The organism is Roseomonas sp. KE2513, assembly GCF_016107305.1.
In the GTDB taxonomy this organism is placed as follows: Bacteria; Pseudomonadota; Alphaproteobacteria; order Acetobacterales; family Acetobacteraceae; genus Roseomonas.
In genome coordinates this window covers 153,904-180,240 of record NZ_RCVR01000001.1, presented here as the reverse complement: position 1 = coordinate 180,240, position 26,337 = coordinate 153,904, and the positions used below count along the sequence as shown (strand labels likewise).

The 26,337-nt window shown below is 71.5% G+C and carries 27 protein-coding genes; 10 read left to right on the top strand and 17 right to left on the bottom strand.

The window, feature by feature from the left end; all coding sequences use genetic code 11:
- Nucleotides 1–3: 3 nt before the first annotated feature.
- Entirely contained in the window at nt 4–936 is a 933-nt protein-coding gene (locus tag D9599_RS00915) for a fatty acid desaturase (RefSeq protein ID WP_198379319.1), read from the top strand.
- Between the two features lie 555 nt (nt 937–1,491).
- On the opposite strand, the gene D9599_RS00910 is transcribed toward D9599_RS00915, so the two are convergent.
- Together D9599_RS00910 and D9599_RS00905 are read right to left on the bottom strand one after the other, a co-directional pair.
- On the bottom strand, nt 1,492–1,791 hold the full coding sequence (locus D9599_RS00910; protein WP_198379318.1) for a hypothetical protein: 300 nt from the start codon (nt 1,789–1,791) through the stop codon (nt 1,492–1,494).
- The gene (locus D9599_RS00905; protein WP_198379317.1) at nt 1,788–2,252 is read right to left on the bottom strand and encodes a hypothetical protein; all 465 of its coding nucleotides are present in this window, start codon (nt 2,250–2,252) and stop codon (nt 1,788–1,790) included. The genes D9599_RS00910 and D9599_RS00905 overlap by 4 nt, the downstream gene beginning before the upstream one ends.
- A gap of 274 nt (nt 2,253–2,526) precedes the next feature.
- Between D9599_RS00905 and D9599_RS00900 the strand changes: the two genes are divergently transcribed.
- Nucleotides 2,527–2,997, top strand: coding sequence for a hypothetical protein (locus D9599_RS00900; protein WP_198379316.1), 471 nt, complete (start codon nt 2,527–2,529; stop codon nt 2,995–2,997).
- A gap of 132 nt (nt 2,998–3,129) precedes the next feature.
- Here the strand turns inward: D9599_RS00900 and D9599_RS00895 are convergent, their stop codons facing one another.
- Together D9599_RS00895 and D9599_RS00890 are read right to left on the bottom strand one after the other, a co-directional pair.
- On the bottom strand, nt 3,130–4,041 hold the full coding sequence (locus D9599_RS00895) for a DMT family transporter (protein ID WP_198379315.1): 912 nt from the start codon (nt 4,039–4,041) through the stop codon (nt 3,130–3,132).
- A 322-nt stretch (nt 4,042–4,363) separates the two neighbouring features.
- Nucleotides 4,364–4,930 carry a TetR/AcrR family transcriptional regulator gene (locus D9599_RS00890; RefSeq protein WP_232480003.1) on the bottom strand — a complete coding sequence of 189 codons (567 nt, stop codon included), beginning with the start codon at nt 4,928–4,930 and terminating at the stop codon, nt 4,364–4,366.
- A 125-nt stretch (nt 4,931–5,055) separates the two neighbouring features.
- Here D9599_RS00890 and D9599_RS00885 point away from each other — a divergent pair, with 125 nt between their 5' ends.
- The gene (locus D9599_RS00885; RefSeq protein WP_198379313.1) at nt 5,056–5,733 is read left to right on the top strand and encodes an NAD(P)H-dependent oxidoreductase; all 678 of its coding nucleotides are present in this window, start codon (nt 5,056–5,058) and stop codon (nt 5,731–5,733) included.
- Nucleotides 5,734–5,747: 14 nt separating this feature from the next.
- On the opposite strand, the gene D9599_RS00880 is transcribed toward D9599_RS00885, so the two are convergent.
- A complete protein-coding gene (locus tag D9599_RS00880; RefSeq protein WP_198379312.1) occupies nt 5,748–6,476 on the bottom strand; it encodes a hypothetical protein in 729 nt (242 codons plus the stop codon).
- A gap of 9 nt (nt 6,477–6,485) precedes the next feature.
- Entirely contained in the window at nt 6,486–6,905 is a 420-nt protein-coding gene (locus D9599_RS00875; RefSeq protein ID WP_198379311.1) for a hypothetical protein, read from the bottom strand.
- 103 nt (nt 6,906–7,008) lie between these two features.
- Between D9599_RS00875 and D9599_RS00870 the strand changes: the two genes are divergently transcribed.
- Together D9599_RS00870 and pbpC are read left to right on the top strand one after the other, a co-directional pair.
- Nucleotides 7,009–7,794 (top strand): class I SAM-dependent methyltransferase, encoded by a 786-nt coding sequence (locus tag D9599_RS00870; protein WP_198379310.1) that lies wholly within the window; start codon nt 7,009–7,011, stop codon nt 7,792–7,794.
- 4 nt (nt 7,795–7,798) lie between these two features.
- Nucleotides 7,799–9,829, top strand: a complete 2,031-nt coding sequence (gene pbpC, locus D9599_RS00865) for a penicillin-binding protein 1C (protein ID WP_198379309.1) — start codon at nt 7,799–7,801, stop codon at nt 9,827–9,829.
- Nucleotides 9,830–9,862: 33 nt separating this feature from the next.
- Here pbpC and D9599_RS00860 read toward each other — a convergent pair whose 3' ends face one another.
- The 6 genes from D9599_RS00860 to D9599_RS00835 all read right to left on the bottom strand — a co-directional run bounded on the left by D9599_RS00860 (nt 9,863) and on the right by D9599_RS00835 (nt 16,111).
- The gene (locus tag D9599_RS00860) at nt 9,863–10,693 is read right to left on the bottom strand and encodes a class I SAM-dependent methyltransferase (RefSeq protein ID WP_232480001.1); all 831 of its coding nucleotides are present in this window, start codon (nt 10,691–10,693) and stop codon (nt 9,863–9,865) included.
- A 134-nt stretch (nt 10,694–10,827) separates the two neighbouring features.
- A complete protein-coding gene (locus D9599_RS00855; protein WP_232480000.1) occupies nt 10,828–11,385 on the bottom strand; it encodes a cytochrome b in 558 nt (185 codons plus the stop codon).
- A gap of 82 nt (nt 11,386–11,467) precedes the next feature.
- Entirely contained in the window at nt 11,468–12,136 is a 669-nt protein-coding gene (locus tag D9599_RS00850; protein ID WP_198379308.1) for a glutathione S-transferase family protein, read from the bottom strand.
- Nucleotides 12,137–12,150: 14 nt separating this feature from the next.
- Nucleotides 12,151–13,182 carry a D-cysteine desulfhydrase gene (locus tag D9599_RS00845; RefSeq protein WP_198379307.1) on the bottom strand — a complete coding sequence of 344 codons (1,032 nt, stop codon included), beginning with the start codon at nt 13,180–13,182 and terminating at the stop codon, nt 12,151–12,153.
- Between the two features lie 94 nt (nt 13,183–13,276).
- On the bottom strand, nt 13,277–15,289 hold the full coding sequence (locus tag D9599_RS00840; protein WP_198379306.1) for a sensor histidine kinase: 2,013 nt from the start codon (nt 15,287–15,289) through the stop codon (nt 13,277–13,279).
- Between the two features lie 75 nt (nt 15,290–15,364).
- The gene (locus tag D9599_RS00835) at nt 15,365–16,111 is read right to left on the bottom strand and encodes an RluA family pseudouridine synthase (RefSeq protein WP_198379305.1); all 747 of its coding nucleotides are present in this window, start codon (nt 16,109–16,111) and stop codon (nt 15,365–15,367) included.
- Here D9599_RS00835 and D9599_RS00830 point away from each other — a divergent pair.
- Both D9599_RS00830 and D9599_RS00825 read left to right on the top strand, forming a co-directional pair.
- Nucleotides 16,110–17,087, top strand: coding sequence for a PfkB family carbohydrate kinase (locus D9599_RS00830; protein ID WP_198379304.1), 978 nt, complete (start codon nt 16,110–16,112; stop codon nt 17,085–17,087). The genes D9599_RS00835 and D9599_RS00830 overlap by 2 nt on opposite strands.
- A gap of 118 nt (nt 17,088–17,205) precedes the next feature.
- Nucleotides 17,206–18,354 carry a 2OG-Fe(II) oxygenase gene (locus tag D9599_RS00825; protein ID WP_198379303.1) on the top strand — a complete coding sequence of 383 codons (1,149 nt, stop codon included), beginning with the start codon at nt 17,206–17,208 and terminating at the stop codon, nt 18,352–18,354.
- Nucleotides 18,355–18,412: 58 nt separating this feature from the next.
- Here D9599_RS00825 and D9599_RS00820 read toward each other — a convergent pair whose 3' ends face one another.
- The gene (locus D9599_RS00820) at nt 18,413–19,180 is read right to left on the bottom strand and encodes an SPFH domain-containing protein (RefSeq protein WP_198379302.1); all 768 of its coding nucleotides are present in this window, start codon (nt 19,178–19,180) and stop codon (nt 18,413–18,415) included.
- Nucleotides 19,181–19,366: 186 nt separating this feature from the next.
- Here D9599_RS00820 and D9599_RS00815 point away from each other — a divergent pair, with 186 nt between their 5' ends.
- On the top strand, nt 19,367–21,343 hold the full coding sequence (locus D9599_RS00815) for a hypothetical protein (protein WP_198379301.1): 1,977 nt from the start codon (nt 19,367–19,369) through the stop codon (nt 21,341–21,343).
- Nucleotides 21,344–21,432: 89 nt separating this feature from the next.
- Here the strand turns inward: D9599_RS00815 and D9599_RS00810 are convergent, their stop codons facing one another.
- Together D9599_RS00810 and D9599_RS00805 are read right to left on the bottom strand one after the other, a co-directional pair.
- Entirely contained in the window at nt 21,433–22,296 is an 864-nt protein-coding gene (locus tag D9599_RS00810; RefSeq protein ID WP_198379300.1) for a branched-chain amino acid aminotransferase, read from the bottom strand.
- 74 nt (nt 22,297–22,370) lie between these two features.
- Nucleotides 22,371–22,838: a hypothetical protein gene (locus D9599_RS00805; RefSeq protein WP_198379299.1), complete on the bottom strand. Its 468-nt coding sequence runs from the start codon at nt 22,836–22,838 to the stop codon at nt 22,371–22,373.
- Nucleotides 22,839–22,964: 126 nt separating this feature from the next.
- Here D9599_RS00805 and D9599_RS00800 point away from each other — a divergent pair, with 126 nt between their 5' ends.
- Nucleotides 22,965–23,717, top strand: a complete 753-nt coding sequence (locus D9599_RS00800; protein ID WP_198379298.1) for an RNA methyltransferase — start codon at nt 22,965–22,967, stop codon at nt 23,715–23,717.
- On the opposite strand, the gene D9599_RS00795 is transcribed toward D9599_RS00800, so the two are convergent.
- Nucleotides 23,714–23,947, bottom strand: a complete 234-nt coding sequence (locus D9599_RS00795) for a DUF1289 domain-containing protein (protein WP_198379297.1) — start codon at nt 23,945–23,947, stop codon at nt 23,714–23,716. The genes D9599_RS00800 and D9599_RS00795 overlap by 4 nt on opposite strands.
- 108 nt (nt 23,948–24,055) lie before the next feature.
- On the opposite strand from D9599_RS00795, the gene D9599_RS00790 reads away from it, so the two are divergent.
- Nucleotides 24,056–25,060, top strand: coding sequence for a tripartite tricarboxylate transporter substrate binding protein (locus tag D9599_RS00790; RefSeq protein ID WP_198379296.1), 1,005 nt, complete (start codon nt 24,056–24,058; stop codon nt 25,058–25,060).
- Between the two features lie 469 nt (nt 25,061–25,529).
- Here the strand turns inward: D9599_RS00790 and D9599_RS00785 are convergent, their stop codons facing one another.
- Nucleotides 25,530–26,306 carry an SDR family NAD(P)-dependent oxidoreductase gene (locus D9599_RS00785; RefSeq protein WP_198379295.1) on the bottom strand — a complete coding sequence of 259 codons (777 nt, stop codon included), beginning with the start codon at nt 26,304–26,306 and terminating at the stop codon, nt 25,530–25,532.
- Between the last annotated feature and the right edge of the window lie 31 nt (nt 26,307–26,337).

Here is a 26,337-nt window from a genome sequence, read left to right as displayed (position 1 = left end):
GCGATGAGCGCGACGATGGCTGGGCCCGCGCTGCGGGATGGGGCGGCGCCGAAGCCGCGGGAGATGATGCATCTGAATACCCGCTCCGATGCGCGCGGGGCGGTGCGGGCGGCGGTGCATCTCGGGCTGATCGTGGCGAGTGGGGCACTGGTCGCGGTCTCGCCGTGGTGGCTGGTGGTGCCGGCGATGGTGCTGGCCGGGGTGGTGCAGGCGGCGCTCTTCGCGCCGCTGCACGAGACCTGCCATTACACGGCGTTCAAGTCGCGGCGGGCGAATGCCGTGGTGGGGTGGTTGGCGGCGCTGCCGGCGCTCCGGAACTGGCATTTCTACCAGCAGTTCCACCTTGCCCATCACAAGCACACGCAGAACCCGGAGCATGATCCGGAGCTGTCTCCGCCGCCGCCTGGGGATTTGGCGGCCTATGTCTATCGCGTTGTCGGGGTGCCCTATTGGGTGGCGCAGCTGACGGTGTGGGCGCGGGGGTGGCGGGGGGACCTCTCGGCCTATTGGTTTATTCATCCTGCCTCGGCGCCGCGCGTGGTGGCGAGCATCCGGGTGGGGTCGGCGCTGACGGTGGTGCTGGCGGTGGTGGCGGGACTGGTGTTCGGGTGGTCCTCAGTGCTGCTGTTCTGGGTGGGGCCGCAGCTTCTCGGGCAGCCGTTGCTGCGGCTGTATCTGCTCACGGAGCACACGGGCTGCACCGAGGATGCCAATGGGCTGACCAACACGCGCACGATGCTGACGGCAGCGCCGGTGCGGCTGTTGATGTGGGAGATGCCCTTCCATGCGGAGCATCACCTTTATCCGTTCATTCCTTTCCACCGGCTGCGGGACGCGCATGCGGTGCTGCGGGACCGGCTGGCGCATGTCGGGACCGGCTATGCGGCCTGGCACGTGGAGCACGTGCGGGAGTTGCGGCAGGCGCGGCGCGGCTAGGGCGTTTGCCGTGGCTCACCTCAGACCTTCAGCACCTTGCCTGAGAGCTTGGGCATTCCAACGATGCGGGAGAGGTCTCGTGATCGTCAGGAGGGAAGCAGTCAGGGAGGCTTGAACGCGCGCGGCAGCCGGCACGTAGCCTCTCCGAGGTTCGTGTTCAGTGAAGGAGGACGCGACTAGCTTCCTTACCGGAAGTCCGCCGCCAAAGGCTGGTTCTTGTGGGGAACAGCGCGCGTTCCGCAGGCGTGACCGCTTGCAAAGCAGGGTGCTGGGCCAAGCGGTTCCATGCTCGATCCACGTCGGCAGCAGTGCCCGGCCGTGACCTCGTGCGGGCGGCCCTGTCCCGCTCTCGCTCGGCTTTCAGTTGTTGGCGGCTGCACCATATTGCCTTGTGATTACTGAAGCGGTCGGTGCTCATGGCGACCCTCCTCGCCTATGTCGCTGCGGCCGTGGCGGGAGGCCTGCTGTGCAGGCGTCCCCGACCGAACGTCAGTGGACAACACGGACCGAGCCTGCTCGGCTTGGCTTGGCCGCTTTATCGAAGATGGGCTCGCTTTATTGCAGGGAGCCGGCTCGCGGCAGGATCTCAATGGCGATCTGCACGCGGGACCGCCCGTAGGCCGGGATCAGGCCCCGCACCCGCGCCGTGGCGAGGGCGCCGTTGTCGAGGAGGTCGGAGACCATCTGGGCATCCTCGGGCGGTAGCCATCCGAGCGGGTGCCCATCGGGTGTGCGGACCTCGACGCGGTTGCGCCCGTCAGGCTGCAGGCTCAACCGGGCGCCGACACGCATCGTGTCGAGGGACATGGGTTCCCGAACCGTGGTGCCCGAATAGAGCAGGAAGCTGTGGATCATGGGGTGGGCGCTCCGTCGGACCTGCTGCCGGCCAGCATGGCCGGGGCGCGCTTCAGAGCCTTGAAGGCTGCGCCGGATGCTGTCTGGGTGACCTCCAGCCCTGCACGGTAAGCCTCGGCGTAACCCACCATCATCCTCTTCCAGGAGGCATCTGGTTCCTGGGCACCACCGCCCGGCAGCTCAGCGGTGCAGGCGTCGAGAGTGGTCCGCGCGATGTTGAAGGTCATCTCCTGCTGGCGCCGGGCCGCATTGTAGAACGCCTCTGCTGCCACCTGATTGGCCATGAACAAGGTGCGGAAGGCCTGGAGTGCATGTTCTGCGGCACGCGATGTATCGGCGGAAACGGGAAAAGGCCAAAAACTGTTTGTCCATAAGTTGAGAAGGTCAGTCCCGTTCGGTGACGATACTTGTTTGTTATTGGAATAATTATCATCATTATTGCGAACGTCATGTGCATTCATCGGACTGCACTCTTTCCTTAATTTATGAGAACTATTGGCGTGGGGCGTTCTACTATCGACCGCGCACTTCTTCTTTATTCCCCTTCATTCACTTTGAACAAACATAATGTGTGCTGTCTTCTCGATCTAACAAGAAATTAATGGATGCGAGCGAGATATTAATGAAACCAAAACGTAGGCGGCTCGTCCGAGAGCGAGGGTAAGCTCGGCGGAAAGTCGGGTGCCGACGACGTGACTTTCCAAAAGCGCAGACTTGCCCATCTAAACCGCTGTCATGTCCGAAGCCGATCAACCATCCAGCCCCGGTGCTGCCGCAGGCCAGGCTTCGTCCGCGTCCGAAACTGTCGTTGCCCTGCACCTCGCGGCTCTTCGGCGTCAGTTCGCGGCCATTCGCGAGATCTTCGGGGTGGAACCACCTCACCGGTCCCGGGAGGCGCTTTGGGTTGGCCTTGAGGTGATCCAGGCCGAGCTGCGCGGCGAGTCAGTTGCTATACGGGATCTTGTCATCCGTGCCGAAGGGCTGCTGAGCGCGCCGACCCTGTCGCGGGTGGTGTCGGAACTGGAGCAGGGCGGGCTTCTCGTGTCCCAGTTGATTTCGTCTGAACAGGGACGCCTTAAGCTGCTGCGTCCCACTCAGCGCGCGCGGGATCTCCTTACGGCGCGTGCGGACGCCGCCCTCTCCGAGTTCACCGGGATCATCCGCCAGGGAGAAGCGGGCCGGACCCTGAATCTGGGTGAAGCCTGAACGCGCGGATTGTACCAGTTGAACCGACGTCGGCTTGCGCGGGCCCCGATTTGTCGCGTCCGGAAATTCTGTGGAAGCTTGGCCATGGCTTGGGGGGGGCGCAAACCTCCCGACGATAGGGGTCGGGCCTGACTAGCTGCGTTCCGGGGATCTGAGTGTCTGTGCCAGCACGCCGCCGCCGATGACAAGGAGGGCGCCGAAGAGGCTGCTGGGCGTCGGCGTGGCGTGCAGGACGATGGCATCGAGCGCCATGGCCCAGAGCAGCCCGGAGAACTGCCACGGCGCGAGGCGCGATGCCTCGCCCCGGTGCAGTGCCGCCGCGATGCTCGCCAGCGCGGCGGTCTGAACGGCGGTCACCAGCACGATCAGTCCGGCCGCCACGGTGCTGACAGGGTGCCAGTCCGCAGCGACCGGCACGGCCAGCAGGACGACCCCGACAAGGGCGACCTGCATGATCGTGTCGAGCGTGGTGGCGACGTCGCGGAGGCGGCGGATGAGGATCTGGTAAACGGCGTAGGTGAGCGCGCCGGCGAAGGCCGCCGCGATGCCGTACAGGCTGGCCTCCCCGCCTGGCTTCACGATCAGCAGCATGCCGGCGAAGCCGACCAACGTCCCGAGCCAGCGGCCGAGCGAGACCTTCTCCCGCAGGAAGAGGCCGCCGAGCAGGGCGAGCAGGAGGGGCGCGGTGAAGCCGAGAGCCGAGGCGGCGGTGACGGAAAGGAGGGTGTAGGCGAGCACCGCAAGCGCGTTCGAGACGACGAGCGCCGCCGCCGCCGCTCTCTGCTGCCACGCTCCCTCGGGCCGGAACAGGCGGCGCCACGTCATGCGGTTTCCAGGCCAGGCGGTTGCGGCCAGGCCGACGAGAAGGATCACGACGCAGCGGAGGAAGGTCACCTGCAGGGGGCTCAGGCTGTGATCGGTGACCAGGATCTTGGAGAGCGCGTAGCCGAGGACGTAGAGGAGCCCTGAAAGGACGGTGAGGCCGATGGCGGCCGAGGTCATCGAGCCCTGGTGGGTATTCGTGCCCGTCTTCAGCGCGTCCAAGCCATTCTCTCCACCTTTCCGGGACTGGCCCGTTGCTGCGCCGTCACGGCGGCACCCGTGGTTTGGATAAGTCCGGAGGGAATACCAGGTTGTCCGTTGCTTTCAGCCGGGCGCGGCCCCCCCCCCCCCCGGAGGGGGCGGCAAGCACTGTCGGAGGCGAATGGGATGGTTGCGCCCTCTCGCGGTGATGAGGCCTGGTCGGGGTTTGCTCTGGAGCGTGTTACGGACCTAATGAGCGGTTGTGCGGACGGCCAGCGGCAGGACCGCTTTGGGTGGGAAGCGTATCTACGAGCGTGCCGTCCATGCTGCCTTCGGAAAGGCGTCAGGCCCGGTGGCGATCCACCATGGAGATGATGTTGCGGCACAGTTCGTCCGTCGCCTCTCCCGCTCTGATCTCACCGCGCGCCGCTGCATCGGAGACGGCGTCCGCCGCTCCCAGCATCGCCCAGAGGCTTGCCAACGTAAGCCTTCCACCCCCAGCGAACGGCTCGAGCACGCGGCGGCACTTCGCGATGAAGTCCGTCTGGTAGCCTCGCTTCAGGGCATCCATCCCCGGGGCACCAGCCAGTGCGGCCGCCACGCCGGGGATCTCCTGTCCCTGCGTCAGGACGCATCTTACGTAGGCCGAGGCGATGACCTCCGCCCGCTCCGCCAGGCTGGGGCTGCAGGCCGCTAGCGCGGCGTCAAGGGCGGCATTCTGGAGGGCGTCGTAGTGGCGGTACAGCGCGACGAGGAGGCCATCGCGCGTGCCGAAGTGGTCGTAGACCACGGGCTTGGTCACGCCGGCCTCCTGAGCCAGCCGCCCCAGGGTCAGCGCATCCGTCCCTTCCTCCCGAACGAGGCGTTGGGCCGTATCGATCAGCTGTGCCTGCCGCTCCTCGCGGGACAAGCGGCGACGAGCCGGGGAGTGGGCGGTCCCGGTGTGTGACGTACTTGACATTTTATATACCATTAGTAGGTTACTTTTAGTATATCGAGCCGCCACCCCTTCGCAAACCTGTCCCGAGGCCTCTCATGCACGCCCTCATCGTCACCTCACACCCTGATGCCTCCTCCTTCACCCACGCGGTCGCGCACCAAGTGGCCAAGGGCTTCGGAGGGGAGTCGGGGCGTACGACGGAGATGGCCGATTTGGCGGCCGAGGGCTTCGACCCGCGCTTCAACGCGGCAGATCGCGCGTTCTTCAACGGCCACGTTCCCGCCGCGGCCGATATCCTGGCCGAACAACGTCGCATCGACCGGGCCGATCTGCTGGTGCTTGTTTATCCCGTCTACTGGTGGTCCATGCCCGGGCTGATGAAAGGGTGGATAGACCGCGTCTTCACCCAGGGCTGGGCCTACGACGACGCGTCCGAAGGGCCGACCGTGAAAAAGCTCGGCCGCTTATCCGTGCAACTCGTCGGCATCGGCGGTGCGGACGGGGGAACCTACGCCAGGCACGGCTACACGGATGCCATGCGGACGCAGATCGATCATGGGATCTTCGGCTATTGCGGCGCCCCCGTGGTAGGATCGGACATCCTGCTGAGCGTCGATGCCCCTGCCAGGGAGAAGGCGCTGCGCCGCGCCGCCGAGATCGGCAGAAACCTTGCTGCAGCCGTCTTCCCCCGCCCTGGCGCGTCGAACGGGTCAGGGTCGGTACCGGCGGGAGGGGGCGAAGCCACCTTTCGTCCTTCCGCAACCGCCGGTTAGGTCCGCAACACCCTCTAGGCCGGGCTGATCAGCGGGAGCCAGGCGGCGATGGCGGGGGGCGGGGTTCCGGCGTCGCGGATGTCGTAGAGGCCGGCGGCGCCGAGCTGGATGCGGCAGACGGTGAAGGCCTGGCGGGGCGCGCGGCTGTTGTCGGTGAGGATGGCGGCGTCGGCGACGCGGAGCGCCTCGGCGATGGCGCGCTGGGTGCGGGGGAAGCGGCGGCGTAGGGTGGGTTCGTCGATGCCGTGGCCACCCGCGGCGACGCGGGTTTGCACACGGAGGATGGAGAGGTCCGCGCTTTCAAGGCCGACGAAGATCAGCAGCACGAAGTAGCCGGCGCGCTGCATGTCGCGGATGAGGTCGATCTTGGAGGCGGTGGTGCCGTCCGGGCGCGGCTGCCAGTGGGAGAAGACGGTCTCCATGGCGAAGGGGACCTTGGCGCCCATGGCCTGAGCGACGAAGGCCTGCACTCCTTGCTGAGCCACGGCCATCCAGCCGCGGTCGGTGTCGCGCAGCGTCGCGGCCCAGGGCGTGAGGTGGCCGTCCGGCCCGGGTTCGGGGAGGATGGAGAGCATCAGGCGGTCGGCGTTGACCAGCGGAATGCGCAGGCGGTCGGCCAGCAAGCGGTACCACAGGGTGGACTTGCCGGAGCCGTTATGGCCGGCGAGGACGACGGCGAGCGGCTTCCTGGTCCGGGCCTGGGCGAGGCGGACGAGCTCGGTGGCGGCCCGAAGCGAGGTCAATCAGGCTCGTCAATCGGTGACGGTGAAGCGGCCGTTCTCGAGGATGCCGCGCTCGGTGCGGCCGTTCAGCCTGCGGAGGAAACCGCCGGGGCGGTCGGGGTCCGCCTCGAAGAGGGGGACGTTCTTGCGGGCGGGGAGGCGGATGCCGGGGCGGGCGAGGCGGTCGCCGGCGCGGCGAAGGGCCTCGGTACTGGCCTCGACGTTGTGCTCGACCTCGGCGCGGGCGGGCTTGCGGGTGGTGACGGTGGCGGTGCCGAAGGTGACGCGGGTGCCGCCGGGTTCGCGGCGGATATGCGTGGCGCGGGGCGGGCGCGGCGGGGCCTTCGCCGGCTTCGGCGTGGACGATGCTGCCTGGGGGTGCATGTCCGAGAGGGGCATGGCGGGAAAGATAGCGATCGGCGGGGCGCGGTGCCAGGGGCGTGGTGTCATGGCGATGTCGCGCGGAAATCTTTGCGGCGGCGGGGCGGCTGCGCGAGGCTGCGGGCGTGTATCGGCGCGGTGGGCGCCGCACGGTGCGGGAGGAAGGACGGCCATGGCCGAGAGCGCGATCCGCTTCGTGGACGGCGGTGCCTATGAGCGGTCCATGGGGGTGTGGAGCCGGATGGCGGGGGAGGTGTTCCTCGACTGGCTGGCGCCCGCGCAGGGGCTGGAATGGGTGGATGTCGGCTGCGGCAGCGGGGCCTTCACGGAGCTGATCGTGGAGCGATGCGCGCCCCTGGCGGTGGAAGGGGTGGATCCCTCGGAGGAGCAGCTTCTCTTCGCGCGGGGGCGGCCGGCGGGGCGGCTGGCGCGGTTCGGGCGGGCGGATGCGATGACCCTGCCTTTCGAGGATGCGCGCTTTGACGCGGCGGTCATGGCCCTCGTGATCTTCTTCGTGCCGGAGCCGGCGCAGGGGGTGGCGGAGATGGTGCGGGTGGTGCGGCCGGGCGGGCTGGTCGCGGCCTATGCCTGGGACATCCTCGGCGGCGGATTTCCCTACACGCCCGTGCAGGCGGCGCTGCGCGAGATCGGCGTCGTGCCGCCATTCCCGCCGAGCGTGGAGGCCGCGGGCACCGAAGCGCTGCGGGGCTTGTGGGAGCGGGCGGGGCTGGCCGGGGTGGAGACGCGGGAGATCCGCGTGCGGCAGAGCTTCGCGGATTTCGAGGCGTATTGGGCGACGGTGCTGATGGCAGGGAGCGTGGCGCAGCCGCTGGCGGGGCTGGGGGCGGCGGAGTTGGAGCGGGTGCGGCAGGGGGCGAGGGCGCGGCTGGTGGAGGCGGATGGAGGCCTTGTCTGGGAGGCGCAGGCCAACGCGGTTCGCGGGACCGTGCCGGGCTAGGCGCGTGGAGGAGGCGGAAGCGGCGGCCGGCGGCGGTGGCGCTGGGCGGGTAGGGCCTGCTCGGCGCATCGGGCCGCTTGGGCGGATCGGGCTGGGGTTGGGCGGAGCGTTGGCGCTGCTGCTCGGGGCGTTGCTGGTGCTCGACCGGGTGTTTCCACCGGATCTCTCGCGGCTGGAGGCGGTGGGGCGGGTGGTGGTGGACCGAGAGGGGCGGGTGCTCTCGGCCCTGCCGGCGCCGGGCGGGGTTTGGCGGCTGCCGGTCTCGGCAGAGGAGGTGCCGCGGATGCTGGTGGACCTGCTGGTGGCGGCGGAGGACCGGCGGTTCCGCTGGCACTTCGGCGTCGATCCGATCGCGGTCGCGCGGGCGGCGGTGGGGTGGGCGCGGGCGGGGCGGGTGGTCTCGGGCGGTTCCACGCTGTCCATGCAGGCGGCGCGATTGCTGGAGCCGCGGCCGCGGACGCTGCGGAGCAAGGCGATCGAAGCCTTCCGGGCAATGCAGCTGGAGTGGCGGCTGGGAAAATCCGGGGTGCTGCGGGCTTGGCTGACGCTGGCGCCGATGGGGGGGAACCTGGAGGGGGTTCGGGCGGGAGCGCTCGCCTGGTTCGGGCGGCCGGCTGAGCGTGTGGGGGTGGCGGAGGCGGCGCTGCTGGTGGCGGTGCCGCGGCGGCCGGAGGCGTTGCGGCCGGATCGGCAACCCTCCGAGGCGCTGGCGGCGCGGAATGCGGTGCTGCGGCGACGCGGGGCGGCGGCGCTGCCTGAGGTGGAGCGGGTGGCGGCGCTGGCGGAGGCGGCGCCCTCCGCCCGGCGGGCGATGCCGAGGCTGGCGCCGCATCTTTCGCGGGAGGTGGCGCGCGGGCCGGCCGAGGTGGTGCGGACGACCCTCGATGCGGGCTTGCAGCGGGGAATGGAGGGGCTGGCGGCGGAGGTGCTGGCCGGGCTGCCGGCGCGAGGGTCGGTGGCGATCTTGGTGGCGGACTTGCGGACGCGGGAGGTGCGGGCGCTGGTCGGCGGGGAGTGGCTGGCGGAGGGGCGAGCGGGGGCGATGGACCTGACGCGGGCGGTACGCTCGCCGGGTTCGGCGCTGAAGCCGCTGCTCTATGCCATGGCCTTCGAGCGGGGGCTGGCGCGGCCCTCCAGCGTCATGGAGGACCTGCCGCGGCGCTTCGGCGACTGGGCGCCGGAGAACTACGCGCGGGGCTTCTCGGGGCGGGTGACGGCGGCGGAGGCGCTGCGGCAGTCGCTGAACCTCCCGGCCGTCGCGCTGATGGAGGCGCTGGGGCCGATCCGCTTCGCCTCCTCACTGAAGGCGCTCGGCGCGGTGCCGCGGCTGCCGGCGGGTGCGGGGGCGGCGCTGCCGCTCGCGCTGGGTGGTGTCGGGATCACGCTGCGGGAGCTGGTGGGGGTGACGGCCGCGATGGGGGATGGGGGGCGAGCGGGGGCGTTGCGCGTGCTGCCGGGGGGAGGGACCGCCGCGGAGCCGGTGGTGCGGCCCTGGGCGGCGGAGATGGTGGCGAGGATTCTCGTGCAGGGGTTTCCGGGCGGCGGACCCTCCGGGGTGGGGTGGAAGACGGGGACCTCCTGGGGCGGACGGGATGCCTGGGCGGTGGGGTTCGACGCGCGGCACGTGGCGGGCGTCTGGGTAGGGCGGCCGGACGGGACGGCGATCCCGGGGGCAACGGGGCGGTCGCTCGCGCTGCCGGTGCTGGCACGGGTGTTCGGGGTGCTGCCCTCGGCACCGCGGGCGGGAGCGGAGGAGCGGGTGGGGGCCTCGGGCGGCGGGCCGCGGGCGGTGGACGGGCTGCGGCTGCTGTTCCCGCCGGCCGGTGCCGTGGTGGAGGAAGGGGCGGTGACGATCCGCGCCGCCGGGGGGCAGCGGCCGCTGGTCTTCCTCGTGGACGGCGTGCCGCTGGCCTCCGGCGCGGCACGGCGGGAGGCGGGCTGGGTGCCGCCGGGGCCGGGCTTCTACCGGGTGACGGTGCTGGACGCGACGGGGGCGGCGGTGAGCGCGCCGGTTCGGGTGCGGGCGGGGGAGTAGGCTTCGGGCCCTCTCCGCCCGCCCAGGCCGGGATCAGGAGTCGTGCGGAAGGCGGATGACCGCCTCGATGTAGTCGGAGGCGACGACGAGGCCTGTGCCGCCGCCCCGGTCGAAGCGGCCGAGCAGGTCGAACACGCCTTTCTCGAGCCGCGACTGCGCCTCGGGGTCGAGGGCCTGGAAGGCCTTGTGCAGGGGGCCGTAATAGCTGCGGAAGACCTCCAGCCAGTGGGCGGCCGAGCGGTAGCGGAAGTGGAAGATCCTCGGCGTGACCTCGACGGCTGCCCCGGGGAAGAGTTCCCGCAGCCGCTCCTCGGTGCCCCAGAGAGCGGGGGAGCGGACCCCGGCCGGGGGCGGGAGGAAGGTGCCGAGCAGCTTGAAGAGCTGGCCGACGAAGCCCGCGGGCGTCCAGTTAGCCAAGCCGATGCGGCCGCCGGGGCGGCAGACGCGGCGCATCTCCGCCGCGGCCTTCTCCTGGTCCGGCGTGAACATGACGCCGAAGGTGGAGAGCACCACGTCGAAGTGCGCGTCGGCGAAGGGCAGGGCCTCGGCATCGGCGACCTCGAAGCGGATGGGCAGGCGGTTCGCCTCGGCGCGCAGGCGGCCCTGGTCGAGCAGCTCGGGCACGTAGTCAGAGGAGGTGACGGTGGCGAAGCGGCGGGCGGCGGCGAGGCTCGCATTGCCGTTGCCGGAGGCGACATCGAGCACGCGCTCGCCGGCGCGGAGGTCGAGCGCCTCGCAGAGGCTCTCGCCGACGATCTGCAGGGTGGAGCCGATGAGGGCGTAGTCGCCGGAGGCCCAGGTGCCGCGCTGTCGTGCCTTCAGCGCGGCGAGGTCCGGGGTGGCGGGGGTGGGTTCGGTGGGCATGGGCAGGATCCAATCCATTTCGAGATTGTTACCGCTTAGCCATCTTGACATGTGGATCGGCTGTCAGGGTGACACGTTCCTGCGATTCGTCGGCCGTTCCCCAGTGTCGCCAAGCACTGCCCTGCGCCTCGGGTTCAGGTCATCCGGTCCAGCGTGCCGTCGCGGCGGACATACTGGTCATAGAGCGCGCCGGTGACGTGGAGCGCGATCATGCCGAGGAGGATCCAGCCGGCGACGGCATGGATGCGGGTGAGGATTTCCGCGAGCGGCACGTTCTTGCCGACGGGGTCGGGCAGGGGGATGAGGCCGTAGAGCTTTACGGGAAAGCCCCAGGCATTGGTCGCGACGAAGCCGACGACGGGCATGGCGAGGAGCCAGGCGTAGAAGGCGACGTGGTTGGCGCGGGCGAGGATGCGCATGGGGGCGGGCATGTCGGCGGGGAGCGGGGGCGCGGGGTGGCCGATGCGCCAGGCGAGGCGGAAGAGGGTGAGGGCCAGGATGGTCAGGCCGATGCTCTCGTGGATGTCGTAGAGGGTGTATTTCGTGGCCTCGTCCTTGGGGGCGGCGTGGGCGATGGCGAGGCCGAGGGCGGCGCCGGCGAGGACGAGGAGAGCAGTCAGCCAGTGGATGGCGCGTGACGTCGCGTCGTAGCGCACGGGGCGGAGGGGGCCTGAGGTCTGGCTCGCGGACATGGGGAGCTCCCTGGGCTCCCCTTCATGAGACGACGGCGTGGGCGGGTTCCTCAATCATTTCCCGCGGAGAATTCCGGCGGGCTCAGGTGAGGGGCGGGGCGATGAACTCCTGGAAGGCGGGGCGTTCCTCAAGGCGCGCGTACCAGGCGGCCATGCGCGGCAGGTGCGGGCGGTCCGGCACGTCGATGCCGTACCAGCGGCGGGCGTAGGAGCCGAGGGCGATGTCGGCGAGGGTGACGTTGGGGCCTTCGACGAAGGGCAGGTCGTGGGAGAGATAGCCGTCCACGATCGTCCAGAGCTTGCCGGTGGCCTCCGCGGAGGCGGCGATCGCGGCGGCGTTGCGCTTCTCGAGCGGGGTGCGGACGGTGCCCCAGAAGAGGTCGCGCTCGGCGGGCTGGAGGGTGGAGAGGGTCCAGTCGAGCCAGCGGTCCACGCGGGCGCGCTCCACCGCCGCCTCGGGATAGAGGAGGCCGGCGGCGGCGCGCGGGTCGGTCTCGATGCCGCGCAGCGCGAGGTAGCGCATGATGGAATTCGACTCCCAGAGGACGAAGTCGCCGTCCTGGAGGGTGGGCACGCGTCCGTTGGGGTTGAGGACACGGTAGGCGGGGGTGTCCACCTGGCCGTACTGCATCCCGGCGTCGATCCGGTCGAATGGGAGGCCGAGTTCCCGCGCGCACCAGAGGACCTTCTGCACGTTCACGGAGTTCGCGCGGCCCCAGATCTTGAGGCGCGCGGGTTTATGGCTGGGCATGGCTGCCTCCTCTCTCAGGCGGCGGCGTCCGCCGGCAGGTCGAAGGCCTCGGGGTAGCCGAAGAGGCCGACCGCGCCGCCGGTGTGGATGAAGACGACGTTCTCGCCGGGCTTGAAGTGGCCGCGGCGGACGAGATCGATCAGGCCGGCCATGCCCTTCCCGGAATAGACGGGGTCGAGGAGAATCCCCTCCTTTTCCGCAACGAGCTTCACGGCGTCGGCCATGCCCTGCGTGGGAATGCCGTAGCCCTGGCCGACGTAGTCGCAGTTGGCGCGCACGTGCTCGGCGCGGATCGTGCCGGGGGGAAGACCGAGCTGGTCGGCGGTGCGCTGTGCGAGGGCGAGGACGTTGGCCTCCTGCTTCTCGCGCGGGGCGCGGACGCCGATGCCGAGGACGGGGATGCCGCTGTTGAGGCCGACGAGGCCGGCGACGAGGCCAGCCTGGGTGCCCGCGCTGCCGGTGGCGTGGACGACGTGGTCGATGCGCAGGCCCATGTCGGAGGCTTGCGTCACGAGTTCCTGCGCCGCGTTGACGTAGCCGAGGGCGCCGATGGGGGTGGAGCCGCCGCCGGGGATGACATAGGGGCGGCGGCCTTCGGCGCGGTACTTATCGGCGAGCGCCTCCATCTCGGCCTGCATGTCGGCGCCGCCGGGGCGGCGGGAGACCTTCGCGCCGTGGAGCTTGTCCATCATGACGTTGGCGGATTGCGTGTAGGCAGCGTCGGTATAGCCGGTGCGGTCCTCCAGCAGGAGGTGGCACTCCAGGCCGAGCTTCGCGGCGGCGGCCGCGGTCTGGCGGGCGTGGTTGGACTGGGTGGCGCCCTGGGTGATGACGAGGTCGGCGCCCTGGTTGCGGGCGTCGGCCATCAGGAATTCGAGCTTGCGCGTCTTGTTGCCGCCGGTGGAGAGGCCGGTGCAGTCGTCGCGCTTGACCCAGAGGTTGGGGCCGCCATCGGGGCCGGCGAGCGCGCGGGAGAGGTTCTCCATCGGCTCCAGCGGCGTGGGCATGTGGCCGAGGCGGATGCGGGGGAAGCGGGCGAGGTTCATTCTTCGGTGGCCTTACCGGGACGTGCTGGCGGCAAGGGTAGGACGGATCGGCCGCCTCCGGGAGGCGGGGTGGGCAGGAAAGCCGCGCTCCGGGTCAGGGCTGGGGGAGGGCGAGCGGATCCTGCAATGCGCGCGGGGCGTCGTGCACGGGGCTCCATGCGATGACGAAGGCGGTGCCGGGGCCGGGCAGGCGCTCGATCCGAGCGTCGATGGAGCGGACCAGCGTGTCCACGACGGTCATGCCGAGGCCGCGGCGGCCCTCGGGCGCCATGCCGATGCCGTCGTCGGCGATGTGGAGGATGAAGCCGCCGGCCTCTCCGTCCCGGCGGAGCGTGATGCGCACGGATCCAGGGGGAGCGCTGACGAAGGCGTATTTGAGGGCGTTCGTCGCCAGCTCGTTGACGACGAGGGCGATCTTCACGGCGATGTCGGCCGGCACTTCCAGGGATTCGAGGTCGGTGATGACGCGGTTGCCGCCGCCCTCGGTCGTGTCGCGGGCCGCGAGGGCACGGGCGAAGCGCTCGAGCATCCCGTCGAGGGCGACGGTCTGGCCGGTACCGTCCTGCAGCAGCTCGTAGGTCATGCCGATGGCGACCATGCGGCCCTGGGCGGCGCGCAGCGCCTGGAGGGCCGCGTGATCGGAGAGCTGGCGCTCCTGCAGGCGGAGGAAGGAGGCGACGAGGGAGAGGTGGTTCTTGATGCGGTGGTGCGCTTCCCGCAGGAGGGTGTCGCGCAGGCGGATGGCCTCCTCGCGCGTCTCCCGGGTGGCGCCCAGGCGACGGATGAGGTCGGCGACGTCGGCAGCGCCGCTCTCGGCCCCACTGGCGGGCGGGGGGATGTCGCCGGCGGCCTCCAGCCGCTGCGTGGCGACCTCGAGCGGGGCCACGACGAAGCGCTGGGCGGACCAGAAGAGAGCGCCCATGCCGACGAGCAGCACGCCGACGAGGAGAAGCGGCGGAAGGATGATGTCGGCGCGGTTGCCGGCCTCGACCACGCCCGAGGGGATGGAGGCGAGGAGACTGAGGTCGTCGGTCGCGCGCACCTGGATCAGCAGGCGCCCGTTTTCGCTCGCGATGCCCGCATCGACGGGGATGGGGGCGAGGTAGGAGGCGTGGAGGTCGTCCGGTAGAGGGGGGGGCGGCGCGTCCGGGCCGACAAGGCTGGCGTTGCTGCCCGAGGCGTCCAGGAGCCAGACCCGCAGGCCGTCGATCTCCGGCAGGAGGTGCCTGCTGGCGTTGCGCAGGCCGTCGAGGGAGACGGTGGCCGCGACGACGCCGGCGGCAGTTCCGCCGAGCGGCATGCCGGGCGCTTCCCCCTGCGTTTCGCGGCCCCGCGGCCACTCGCGGCGAATCGGGTCGGCGAGTTCGATCATCTGGCCGGGGCCGAAGGCGCTGGTGCTCAGCGCGCCCGTGAGCCCGCGGCCGGTGAGCTCCGCAGTCAGAATGCTGAGCGAGGCGACCCGCTGGCCGACGGTCCCGGGAAGGGTGGAGCAGGCGATGATGCGGTCCGACCGCACGGCGAAGAGATGGCTGACGCTCGCGTCCATGCGCAGGTGGGCGGCGTTGAGGAGGGCGGTGCAGCCCTCTGGGCCGAGGGCGAGGGGATCGGCGGCGGCCAGGACGGCCGTACCCTGCCGGGCCTGGGCGAGTGCGCCGGCGACGCGGCCGGCCATGCGGCGAGTTTCGGCGAGGACGAGCTCGGTGTTGCGCGCCGAGAGGGCCGCGGCCTGCCACCAGGTGAAGATGCCGGCGCCGAGGAGGATGACGAGGGCGACGGCGCCGTAGACGAGGGCGAGGCGCTGGCGGAGGGTCCAGCGGCGGGGCTGCGCCTCGATGGAGGCGGGCTGGCCGTCACGGGCGCCCGGCTCCTCGTCGTGGGTGGTCGGATCGGCGCCGCAGCCGGCGCGTTCCTGGTTGCGGAAGGGCGGCGTTACCCCGCGTCCTCCAGTCGCTTCGGCGCGCCCGGCATGGATGCCGCCGCGGGCGCTCTGCGCGCCATGCGCATTGCGCCGGGCCTGTCGGCTGATCAGCGGCAGAGTGGGCAGCGTAAAGGAACTGCCGGTCCGCCCGGCGGGTAGCGCTCCCGGCGGACGATTCCCATCCAGCATGGCGTTGCATCCTCGATAACGAGGGTTTGGCAGGCCCGTGACTAGAAAGTCAAAGCTTTGTGAATGAACTCGAATTTATTCTCCTGTGTGCCGCGAGGCACCGGAGGCCCCGCAGAGCGCGAAGGCGGCAGCCATCGACTCCGGCACGGGCGCCGTGGCCAGCAGGGGCGGGTCGAGTGGCAGGGAGAGGGAGCGGGCGAGCAGGTGCATCACGCCGCCCGCCCGCCCGTTGCCGGAGGGCATGCCGCCATAGACGGGGTCGCCGAGGATGGGGCAGCCGAGCAGGGCGCAGTGGACACGGAGCTGGTGCGTCCGCCCCGTTTCCGGGCGCAGCTCGAGCCAGGAGAGGGTGTCGGCCCCGCTGCTGGCGGAACCGGCCAGGCGCCAGGCAGTGCGGGCGGGCTGGCCCTCGTGGTGGGTTTCGATGCGCCAGCCGCCCTCCCGCGTGCTCGTCTTGCGGAGCGGGGCGTCGAGGGTTCCGGCCTCCCCGTGCGGGCGGCCCACGACGACGGCCCAGTAGGTTTTCGCGGCGCGCTTCTCCGCGAAGAGGGCGCCGAGCGCGCCGAGGGAGGGGCGGGTGCGTCCGAGGAGGAGGCAGCCGGCCGTGTCGGTGTCCAGGCGGTGGATCGGTTGGGGCGGGTGGCGGCGGCCGAGCTGGAGGAGGGGCAACCAATCCTCGAGGCTGGGCTTGGGTGGACGGCCGGGCCGCGGGCGGCCGGGATCGACGGGCAGTCCGGCGGGCTTGTCGATCACCATGGCGTCGGGCCGGATGTGAAGGATTCGCGCGGCGAGCCAGCCGGGCAGGGAAGAGGGGTCGCGCATGGCGGTTGGGGGTGTTTCCGGTGGGGCTGGCGTGAAGGGGCGGGGTGGCGCGCTGGTGATCTGCGTGGGGCAGGTGGTGACGGACCATACCTTTCGCGTGGACGAGGTGGAGCCGCCGCCCTCCAAGACGACGGCGCGGGCCTATTCCATGAGCGTCGGCGGGATGGCGGCGAACGCGGCGATCGCGGTCGCGCGGCTCGGCGGGCGGGCGGTGTTCTGGGGCCGCGTGGGGCGGGACGAGGCAGGGGAGGAGTTGCGGCACGCGCTGGAGTCGGAGGGGGTGGATGCCTCCGGCCTGGTGATGGCGGAGGGGGCGCGGACGCCGCTCTCGGCCGTGATCGTGGACAAGATGGGGGAGCGGAGCATCGTGACCTATCGTGGGGAGCGGCTGCCCACCGACCCCTCCGCCCTGCCGCTGGAGCGCCTGGCGCAGGCGGGCTGCGTGCTCTGCGACCCCCGCTGGCCCGAGGCGGCGGAGCTGGTGTTCCGGCGCGCGAGGGAGACGGGGGTGCCGAGCGCGATGGATGCGGAGAAGAGCGAGGAGCGCATCCTGCGCCAGCTCGTGCCGCTGACCGACCACGCGATCTTCGCCAAGACCGGGCTGACCATCTTCGCGCCCGGCGTGCCGCCGGAGGAGGGGCTGGCGCGGGCGCTGCGGACGGGTCCGCTGAAGGTGGCCGCGGTGACGCTGGGGGAAAAGGGGACGCTCTGGCTTTCGCCGGGGATGGAGGCGCCGGTGCGGCGGCCGGCCTTTCCGGTGGATGCGACGAACACGACGGGGGCCGGGGACGTGTTCCATGGCGCCTTCGCCCTGGCCATCGCGGAGGGGCAGGGGATGGAGGAGGCGCTGCGCTTCGCCTCGGCGGCGGGGGCGCTGCGGGCCAGGGACGGGCGGACGCCGGACCGGGCGACGCTGGAGGAGCTGCTGGTGGGGGAAACGGACGTGCCGCCGGTCCGGGTGCGGCGGAAAGCCTGAGGGGCCTGCGCTCCCTCCGGCGTACCTTACGTTGGCCTTTCGAAAAGGGACCGTGTCGAAACGGCAGACGCGGGCTGGTATGGTCCGGCCTTCCGACGCCGATCGCAAAGTCTTGGACATGTCCGACGCCGAAGCCCTGCCGCGCCCTTCCCGCATCCCTCCCTTCGAGCGGTTCCGGCCGGGCGATCCGGTCCCGGTCTTCCGGGCGGCGACGGATGGGAACCCGCGCTACGCCTTCGACAGCGTGGCGGGGCGCTATGTGCTGCTCGCCTTCCTCGGGTCGCGGGCCCATCCGGCCTCGGCCGCGGGGTGGGAGGTGCTGCGGCGGGCGCGGTCGGCGGGGCTGCTGGACGATGCGCGGGCCTGTGCCTTCGCGGTGACGGCGGATCCCGGCGATGCGGCGCCGGCGATGGCGGATGCGCTGCCGGGGCTGCGGGTGATCCGCGACCATGATCTCGCGGTGAGCCGCGCCTACGCGGCCTTCGTCGCCGCGCCAGCGGGGGAGCGGCCGGGCTATGCGCCCTTCGCCCTGCTGCTGGACCCCTTGTTGCGGGTGCTGGATTCCGCGCCCATCGCGGAGATCGGGCGGCTGGTCGGGGTGCTGGAGGGGCTGCCGGCACCCGGGCTGCACGCGGGGATGGAGGTTCCGGCCCCTGTTCTGGTGCTGCCGAGGGTGCTGGAGCCGGAATTCTGCCGGGATCTGGTCGCGCTCTACGACCGGCTGGGGGGCAACGAGAGCGGCTTCATGCGGGAGGTGGGCGGGCGAACGGTGGCGATGCTGGACGCCCACCACAAGCGGCGGAAGGACCTCATCATCGGGGACGAGGGGGTGCGGGCGGCGCTGCGCGAGCGCCTGACGCGGCGGCTGGTGCCGGAGATCCACCGCGCCTTCCAGTTCCGGGCGACGCGGATCGAGCGCTACATCGTCGCCTGCTACGACGCGGCCGATGGCGGGCATTTCCGCGCGCATCGCGACAACACCACGCGGGGCACGGCGCATCGGCGCTTCGCGGTCAGCATCAACCTGAACGACGATTTCGATGGCGGGGACCTGTGGTTCCCCGAGTTTGGCACGCGCCGCTACCGGCCGCCGATGGGGGGCGCGGTGGTCTTCTCCTGCTCGCTGTTGCACGAGGCGGGGCGGGTGACGCGCGGGGTGCGCTACGCCACGCTTCCTTTCCTCTACGACGAGGCGGCGGCGAAGGTGCGGGAGGAGGGGCGCCGGTTCATCGGGGCCGCGGGGGAGGAGGCGGCCGCAGAGGGATGAGCGCGGCTTTGCGCGGTGGGGAGCCGCGCGGCCGGTCCCTCCCGCAAGGGCCAGCCGGTCAAGGCGCCGCGCGGGCGGGTAACTCCGGGATGACTCCGCGTCCGTCCCAGCGGCGGATGCGTTCCACCTCGACCGCGTTGGGGTTGTCCCCGGTGACGGCGGGCGACGCCGCGATGGCCGCGGCGCGGGCCCGGCCGAGCTCGCGTTCGGCGACGACCTGGCGATAGGTCTCGCCGGGGTCAAGGCGGGTGATGGCGAAGCTGGCGACCTCGATGCGCAGCAGGGCGCGGGCGCGGGCGCGGAGGTCGTCGGTAAGAGCGGCCTGGAGGGCGGCGGCGTCGCGAATGGCGGCCTCCATGGGGGTGCGGCCGAGGACGGCGGCAACGGAAGCGGCCATGAGGGGAGGCATGAGGTCGGCGTCGCCGCGGATATGGCTGAAGCGCCAGCGGAGGTCGGCTTCCTCGCCGTGGTGCCAGAACGCGGTGCCGTAGAGGGTGACGGGAAGGCCCTCGGCCGTGAGGGCGGGCATGCCGCGGTCGGGGGCGCTCCGGTCGGTGTTGGAGAGCGACATCTCGACCACCGCCCGGGTGTCGGTCCAGGGATTGGCGAAGCCGTGCTGGCCGGGTCCGTAGAGGGCAACAACCTCGCCGCCTCGGCTGACGATGATGCGCTGGGTGGCGCCGGGGCGGATGCTGATCGTGCGATCGGCAAACACGCCGAGGACGAGGAGGGCCGCGATGCCGAGGAGGATGGGCAGGGCGCGCGGGCGCCGCTTCGCCTGGTGGTCCGTGCTCGTGGTGGCGGGGTCGTGATTGTCCCGGGGCATGGCGGCGGCGCGCGCTCCAGTTGTCCGCACGGGTGATCGGTCCGGGCGGCGGGTCGGTTGAGGTACGTGGCATCAACCCCCGGCGAGAGGATGTGTTTCATGTATGCAATGAAAGCTGGCCGTAATGTTACGAAGAATTGGAGCGGGACGACTTTTTGAGCCATTGGGCAGGTGGTAGCGGGGTTCATGCGCCTCTGGCCCGAACCTTCCGGTCTCGCCCCCAGCGCGGTGAGGCCGGTCGTGCGGGGCGTCCCGCTCGCCGTGCCGCTCTTGCCGCAGCGGCTGGGCGTGCTGCTGCTCGACGCGGTGCTGCTTGCCTTTGCGCTGCTTCAGCTTTCCCCTTTTCTTGCTGCCTTCCACCAGACGGCGGACGACAATTTCTGGCAGTACGCGGTGCTCAGCAACGCCGGCCGCCCTGAGGCGCTGGGGGAGGCCATCCACCAGCTGGCGAAGGCCCAGGGGCGGATCGGGCTCTACCCGGCCATGCCACTGGTGATGCTCGGCGCGATGCTGCCGGAATATGCGTGGGGGCGGGTGCTGGTGGTTGGGCTCTTCGGCGGGCTGATGCTCGCCTTCGGCCATCTGCTCGCCCGGCGGCTGGGCGTGCCTCTCACGCGGGCGGGGCTGTTGATGGCGCTCTGCCTCGCCCCTGTCGCGGCTCACCACATGCCGCCGAACGCCTACCCGCTGATGCTCACCCTGCCGCTCGCGGCGCTGGTCGGGCTGCACATCTGGATGGGCGAGGTCAGGGCGCGGTCAGGCATGGCGCTGCTGGCCGGGGCGGGCGGCCTGGCCGCGCTGATGCTGATGCTCGAGTACAGTCTCGTTGCCGGGGCCGGCCTCGCCGCCCTGGTGGTGCTCTCGGCGCCGGAGGGGCAGCGCTGGCGGGCGGTGCGGCTGCACGCTCCTCCGATGCTGCTGGCCGCCCTGGCCTACGTCGCCTATCGCATGGTCCATCCGAGCGCCTATGGCGGCAACATGATGGCGTGGCCCGGGCTGTGGAATGTCGTCCGGCTGCAGGCGCTGCACGCTTTCCACGGGACGAGCCTTCCGGTGCTCGGCGCTCCCTGGCGCGGCTTCTCCGCGCTCGGGCGCAGGGACATGGCGATGGCGGTGGGCGTCCTTGCTTGCGGGACCTGGCTGGCGTGGCGGCTGCTGCCGGCCTTGGCGGCGAGGCTGACCGCGGGCCTGGCCGTCCGGGTGGTGCTGGCCTGCTTGGCCTGGGCCTGGCTGAACACGCTCCCGCACGCGTTGACCGAGAAGTATCAGAGCTGGTGCCGAGCCGGAGACTGCACCTACGTTGATTCGCGGATCGCTGCGCTAGGCGTGGGTGCGGCCGCGGCGGTGGGGCTCGCGGCTCTCCTGCGCGCCGTATGGGCAAGGCCGGGGGCGCGGCGGGCCGTCTCGCTCCTTTGCGCGCTGGGCGTGGGGGGGCTGGGGACCTTCAGTTTCCTGCAGAACCGGCTGGCGGCGCGTGAGATGTTTGTTCGGGAGCGGCCCTTCGCCCTGCTGCGGGAGGCTGCCTGCCAGCCCTCGGAGGGGCTGGGTACGAACGCGGTGGCGATGGCGATGCTTGGCCGGGAGATCTGGTGGCACCGGCCCCCAGCCACCGTTCTTCCGCCCGAGGTTTACCTGGCTGCGTACCGGGACGGCTTGGCGGCGTTCGGGCTGGCCTGCCGGCCGATGCCCTTCGCGCCGCCGGCTCGCTCGGTGGAGTTCCTGGGGTGGTCCGGGGCGGAGGAGCGGGGACGCTGGACGGTGGGACCGGGCGGATTGCTGGTGCTGGCAGGGCAAGAAGGGAGCCGGGGGATGGTGCTGACCCTCGCGGCCTATGTGCCCACCGCGGGTGGAGCGCAGCGCGTGGTGGCGCGACTGGGCGACGGCACGGCCTGCGAGATGCGGTTGGGCAGTGAGCCGCTAGACCTGCTGGTGCCCTGGGACGAGGGCGCCCTTGGGTGGGTGGGGTCCGGCGGCCGGGAGGCGGTGCTGGTCCTGGAGACGCCGGACGCGGTGAGCCCCCTGACGGCGGGAGTGAGCGAGGACCGGCGGCCGCTCGGCGTGCTGCTTTCCGCCGTCAGGTCCTGGCAGGCGGAGGGGGCGGTGCCGCGAGGGCTGGACATGCGCGAATGCGCGCGGGCAGGCGGGACGGCGCGGCCCGGGTGATGCGCCGCCCGGCCGACAAGGGCCGCGGTGGTGGGAATCCGGAGGCCGGGCGGACGCGGCGGAGGGAGGATCCTCCCCCCGCCGGGTGGTCAGGCAGCCTTGGGCAGAATGCGGGCGGTCTCGGCCCAGTCAAAGTAGAGGCGACGGGCCTCGGCGGCGACGGGGCCAGGCTGCATGTGGTTCTCGGCGTAGCGGGTGCAGGGCTGGACCTTGCCGAAGTTGCCGGTCGCGAAGATCTCGTCCGCCGTTTCGAGCATGGCCGTCGTGACCGTGCATTCGCGCACCTCGCGGCCGGATTTGCGCAGCAGGTCAATGATGCGGGCGCGCGTGATGCCGGCGAGGAAGGTGCCGTTGGCGGCGGGGGTCATCACCACGCCGTCCTTGACCATCATGATGTTGGCGGAGGCGAATTCCGCGACGTTGCCGGCCTCGTCCAGCACCACGGCCATGTCGAAGCCGTGCTTCTTGGCCCAGGCGGTGGCGCGGGCGGAGTTGGGATAGAGGGCGCTCGCCTTGCTGTCGGTCGGCGCCATGTCGGCGGCGGGGCGGCGGAAGGGGGCCGTGATGGCCGAGAAGCCGATCGCGGGCGGCAGGGGCGCGTCGTAGACCGAGAGGATGAACTCGGTGCTGTCGGGGTCGGGCTGGGCGGCGCCGAGTCCCTTCCTGACGAAGAACATGGGGCGGATGTAGAGCTCGGCGTCGGGGGGCATGCGGCGCACGCCCTCGCGGCAGAGTTCCTCGATTTCCTCGGCTGTCATGGTGGGTTCCATGAGCATGTTGCGCGCGGACTGGACGCAGCGGCGGCAGTGGAGGTCGAGGTCGGGTACGGTGCCGCGGATGGCGCGCGCGCCGTCGAAGATGACGGAGCCGAGCCAGAAGGCGTGGTCCATGGGGCCGAGGATCTTGGGCTCCTCGGTGGACCAGTTGCCGAGATGCCAGAAGACGCCCGCCATGTTCTCTTTCTCCGTGCCGCCAGAAGGGGGGGCGGAACCTGCCACGACGAGGGGTGGGCGGTGAACCCCGCCGTTCAGAGGAGGCCGAAGTTCTTGGCGGCGATGCCCGCGGCGACCACGAGGATGAGGGTGCATCCGGCGACCACGAGGGAGGCGGCCCAGGCGGGGAGGGCTGAGGCGGGGGCGACGGCCGTGTTCACGACGACGCGCTGGGTGGTGCGGGGGTTGAGGGACCGCGTCTCCTGTCTTGCGCGCGGCTGGTCCGGCAGCTCGGCGAGGGCGCCGTTGGCCTCGCAGGGGAGGACGATGCTGCGGGGGACGCCGACGAGGCGCGGCAGCATCGAGGTCTTCGCCTCGGAGTAGCCGGCGAGCTGGATGTCGAGGGCGCCGCTCGGTTCCGCGGCGACCGCGGTGACGCGGCCCCACTGGCCGGCGCGGCCCACGGCGCCCTCGCCGGCCTCGTCCACGCGCAGGCGGACGAGGTCGCCGACCTCGTAGCGGAAGACATAGGCCCTTTCGTTGGCATTGTGGCGGATCTTCACCTGTCCCCCCTTCCTGGCTGAATCGGCTTTGAGTCGCAGGATGGCGGAGCAAGCTTAAGGATCGGTTTTGCAAGGTGCCGTGCGCAGCGGCTTGACCGATGCCGGGGGGCGGTGTGGATGCGCGGGATGGATCGTCCGCCCCCTTCCTCCAGGCGGCCGCCGGAGCCGGACCGGCTCTGCGGCCTGGCTGCCGTCTCGGCCGTCTTCGCGCGGCGGCCGCGGGACGTGCTGCGGCTGTTCCACCTGCCCTCCCGCCGGCGGGAGGCGAATCCGTTCTGCGCGGTGCTGGCCGGGATGCGCCGTCCCTACCGCGAGGTGGGGGAGGAGGAGCTGGCGCGGGTGGCGGGCACCGTTCACCACGGGGGGATCGTGGCGGTCGCCACGCGGCGGAGGGTGCCGGAGCTGGTGCTGCCGCTGGCGCCGGCGCTGCGGGTGGCGCCCGTGCTGCCGGTGCTGGACGGAGTGTCCAACCCGCACAACCTGGGGGCCATCGCGCGCTCGGCGGCCTTCTTCGGCTGCATCGGGATGGTGCTTTCAGGCGATCCCCGAGGGGCGGGGCTCTCGGATGCGGCCTTCCGGACGAGCGAGGGAGGGCTGGAGGTCCTGAGCCTGTGGCGGGCGCCGGACCTTGTTTCCACGCTGCCGCGCCTCGGGGTGATGACGGTGGCGGCGGTGGCGGCGGGCGGGGTGGCGCCGGAGCGGCTGCCGGCGGCGGCCTGCCTCGCGCTGGTGCTCGGGAACGAGGAGGAGGGGGTTTCCGAGGCAGTGGCTGCCGCCTGCGACGCGCGGGTGACGCTGCCGGGCTCGGGGCGGGTGGAGAGCCTGAACGTCTCGGTCGCGGCGGCGGTGCTCATCCACGCGCTTTCGGCGCGGCGCTAGGCCTCGGCGGCTTCGCGGCGCTTGCCGCGGGCGGCGGCCAGGCCGGTGCGGTGACCCTCGGCCGCGAGAGCGAGGAGGCGGGCAGGCAGGGACTGGCGGATGGCAGCGCGGTAGCCGGGAAAGCGCTTCCAGGCCTTGCGCTCCGGCTTCGTCATGCCGCAGGCGAAGCACCAGCCGGTGGCGTTCTCGTACTCGCAGATCTTGATGCAGGGGCGCTCGTTCGGGTCCATCGGGGTGCTTCTGCCGGTTCGCGGAAGGAAGGCGCGACGGGGGCGGGGGTTGCCGCGGCCGACCCGTGGGGCGAAATGCGGGGCATCGAAGACCCGGAGTCCCGCCCCATGACGATCCGTCGCCGCAGCTTTCTCGGCGCGGCCGCCCTGCCGCTCGCCGTTCCGGCCCTGGCCCCCCACGCCCTGGCCCAGGCGCCCTATCCCAACCGTTCCCCCCGCCTCGTGGTGCCCTTCGCGCCGGGTGGGGCGGTAGACATCACTGGCCGGGTGCTGGCGGAGCGGCTGCAGCCGGCGCTCGGCCAGTCCGTGGTGGTGGACAACCGCGGCGGCGCCGGGGGGAACATCGGGGCGGAGTTCGTCGCGCGGTCGGAGAAGGACGGCTACACGCTGCTGCTCGCCGCCGTCTCGATCATGGCGGCGAACAAGTACCTCTATCGCCGCTCCATGCCGATCGACCCGGTGCGGGACCTCGCGCCCGTGACGCGGGTGACGACCGGGACGGTGCTGCTGGTGGTGAACTCGCAGCGGCCCTGGCAGAGTTTCGCCGATCTCGTCGCCGCGGCGAAGAAGGACCCGGGGAAGATCACCATGGGTTCCTCGGGCACCGGCACGGTGAGCCACCTGACGCTCTCCTCCGTCTGCCGGGCGGCGGGAATCGACATCACCCACGTGCCCTATCGTGGCGGCGGGCCGGCCATCTCGGACCTCGTCTCGGGCAATATCGACATGATGTTCGACGTGATCCCGGCGCTGATGCCGCATGTGCGCGAGGGGCGGTTCCGGGCGCTGGCGGTGGGAAGCGCCGAGCGCGTGGGCTACGTGCCGGAGCTGAAGGACGTGCCGGGCATGAAGGAGCTGCTGCCGGGCGCGGGGATCGACATGCAGAGCTGGTACGCCGTGAACGTCCCGACCGGCACGCCGGCCCCGGTGATCGAGCGGCTGCACACGGCGATCCTGCAGGTGGTCAAGTCGGACGACTTCCGCTCCCGCTTGGAGCCGCTTGGCTTCACGCCGGTCTGGGACGAAACGCCGGCGGCCTATGCGGCCTACCTCGCGCAGCAGGATGCGGTGTGGAAGGGGCTGGTGGAGGCCTCGGGGGCGACACTGGACTGAGAAGGCGCTGCCCGCCCCGCGCGTGGCGTGGCTTCGGGTCATCGGCCCGGGGCGCGCCGGCCGCGGGGTGATCCCGATTCGAAGAAGAGGTTGATGGTGAGGTGTCCGGGAGGGGGAGAGTTCTTCCTCCCTATTCCCGAAGTCGACGGCGCCGGCTGGTCAGCCGGGTCGAGAAGCTGCGGAGGAGGGTGGCCAGGGCGGTGTTGCCCTGGGTCTCCGCGCTATGAGCGAGATCGAGGACAATGCGGGCGGCGCGGCTGTTCTCGCCCGGTCCCCTGGAGGCCGGGCGGGAGGGTGCGCTCAGGGGGACGGACTCTCGCCGCGGCGGGCGAGACTCGCTGGGAGAGGCGTCGGGGCGAGCCTGTCCTCGCGATGTTTTGTTCATTCCTTCAGCGATAGACATTTCCCCTTGTCTTGACCAGCGGCAAACGGGCACCGGACAGAAAGATCTGTCTGGTGTGTGCGGGCGTTACGCACCCAGCAGCTGTCCGCCATCCACGATCAGGGTCTGGCCGGTGATCCAGCTCGCGCGTGGGGAGGCGAGGAAGAGGACGGCCTCGGCCACTTCCTCGGGCCGGCCCATGCGACCGAAGGGGATGGAGGCGAGGGTGGCGTCGTAGAGGGCGGGGTCCTCGGTGCGGCGGCGTTCCCAGGTGCCGCCAGGGAATTCAACGGAGCCGGGGGCGACGCAGTTGGCGCGGATGCCGCTCGCCGCGAGGATGCGGGCCTGGCTGGAGGTGTACTGCATCACCGCCGCCTTGGCGGCGCCATAGGGCGGGTTGCGCTTCGTGGCGCGCAGCGCCGAGATGGACGCGATGTTGACGATGCCGGTGCCACCCGCTTCGCGGGCCGGGGAGGCCTCGAGGTAGGGGCGGGCGGCGGCGCTGGCGCGGACGACGGCCAGGATGTCCACCGAGATGGAGGCGGCCCAGCTCTCCTCGTCGTCCCGGCGGCCGAAGCCGGAGGCGTTGTTGACGAGGATGTCGATGCCGCCGAGCGCCTCGGCCGCGGCGGGGACGTAGCGGGCGATGGCCTCGGCGTCCGCGAGGTCGCAGGGGGCGGCGTGGGTGAGGCCGCCGAGGGAAGCGATCTCGGCACGGGCGGCCTCCAGCGCGTCCGCGCCGCGGGCGCAGAGGGAGACGGCGGCGCCGGCCTTGGCGAGGGCGAGGGCGATGGAGCGGCCGATGCCGCGGCTGCCGCCCATGACGACGGCGCGGCGGCCGCTGAGTTCCCCGGTGGTGGCCATGGGTCGTTCCTTCTTCTGCCCGTGGATGATG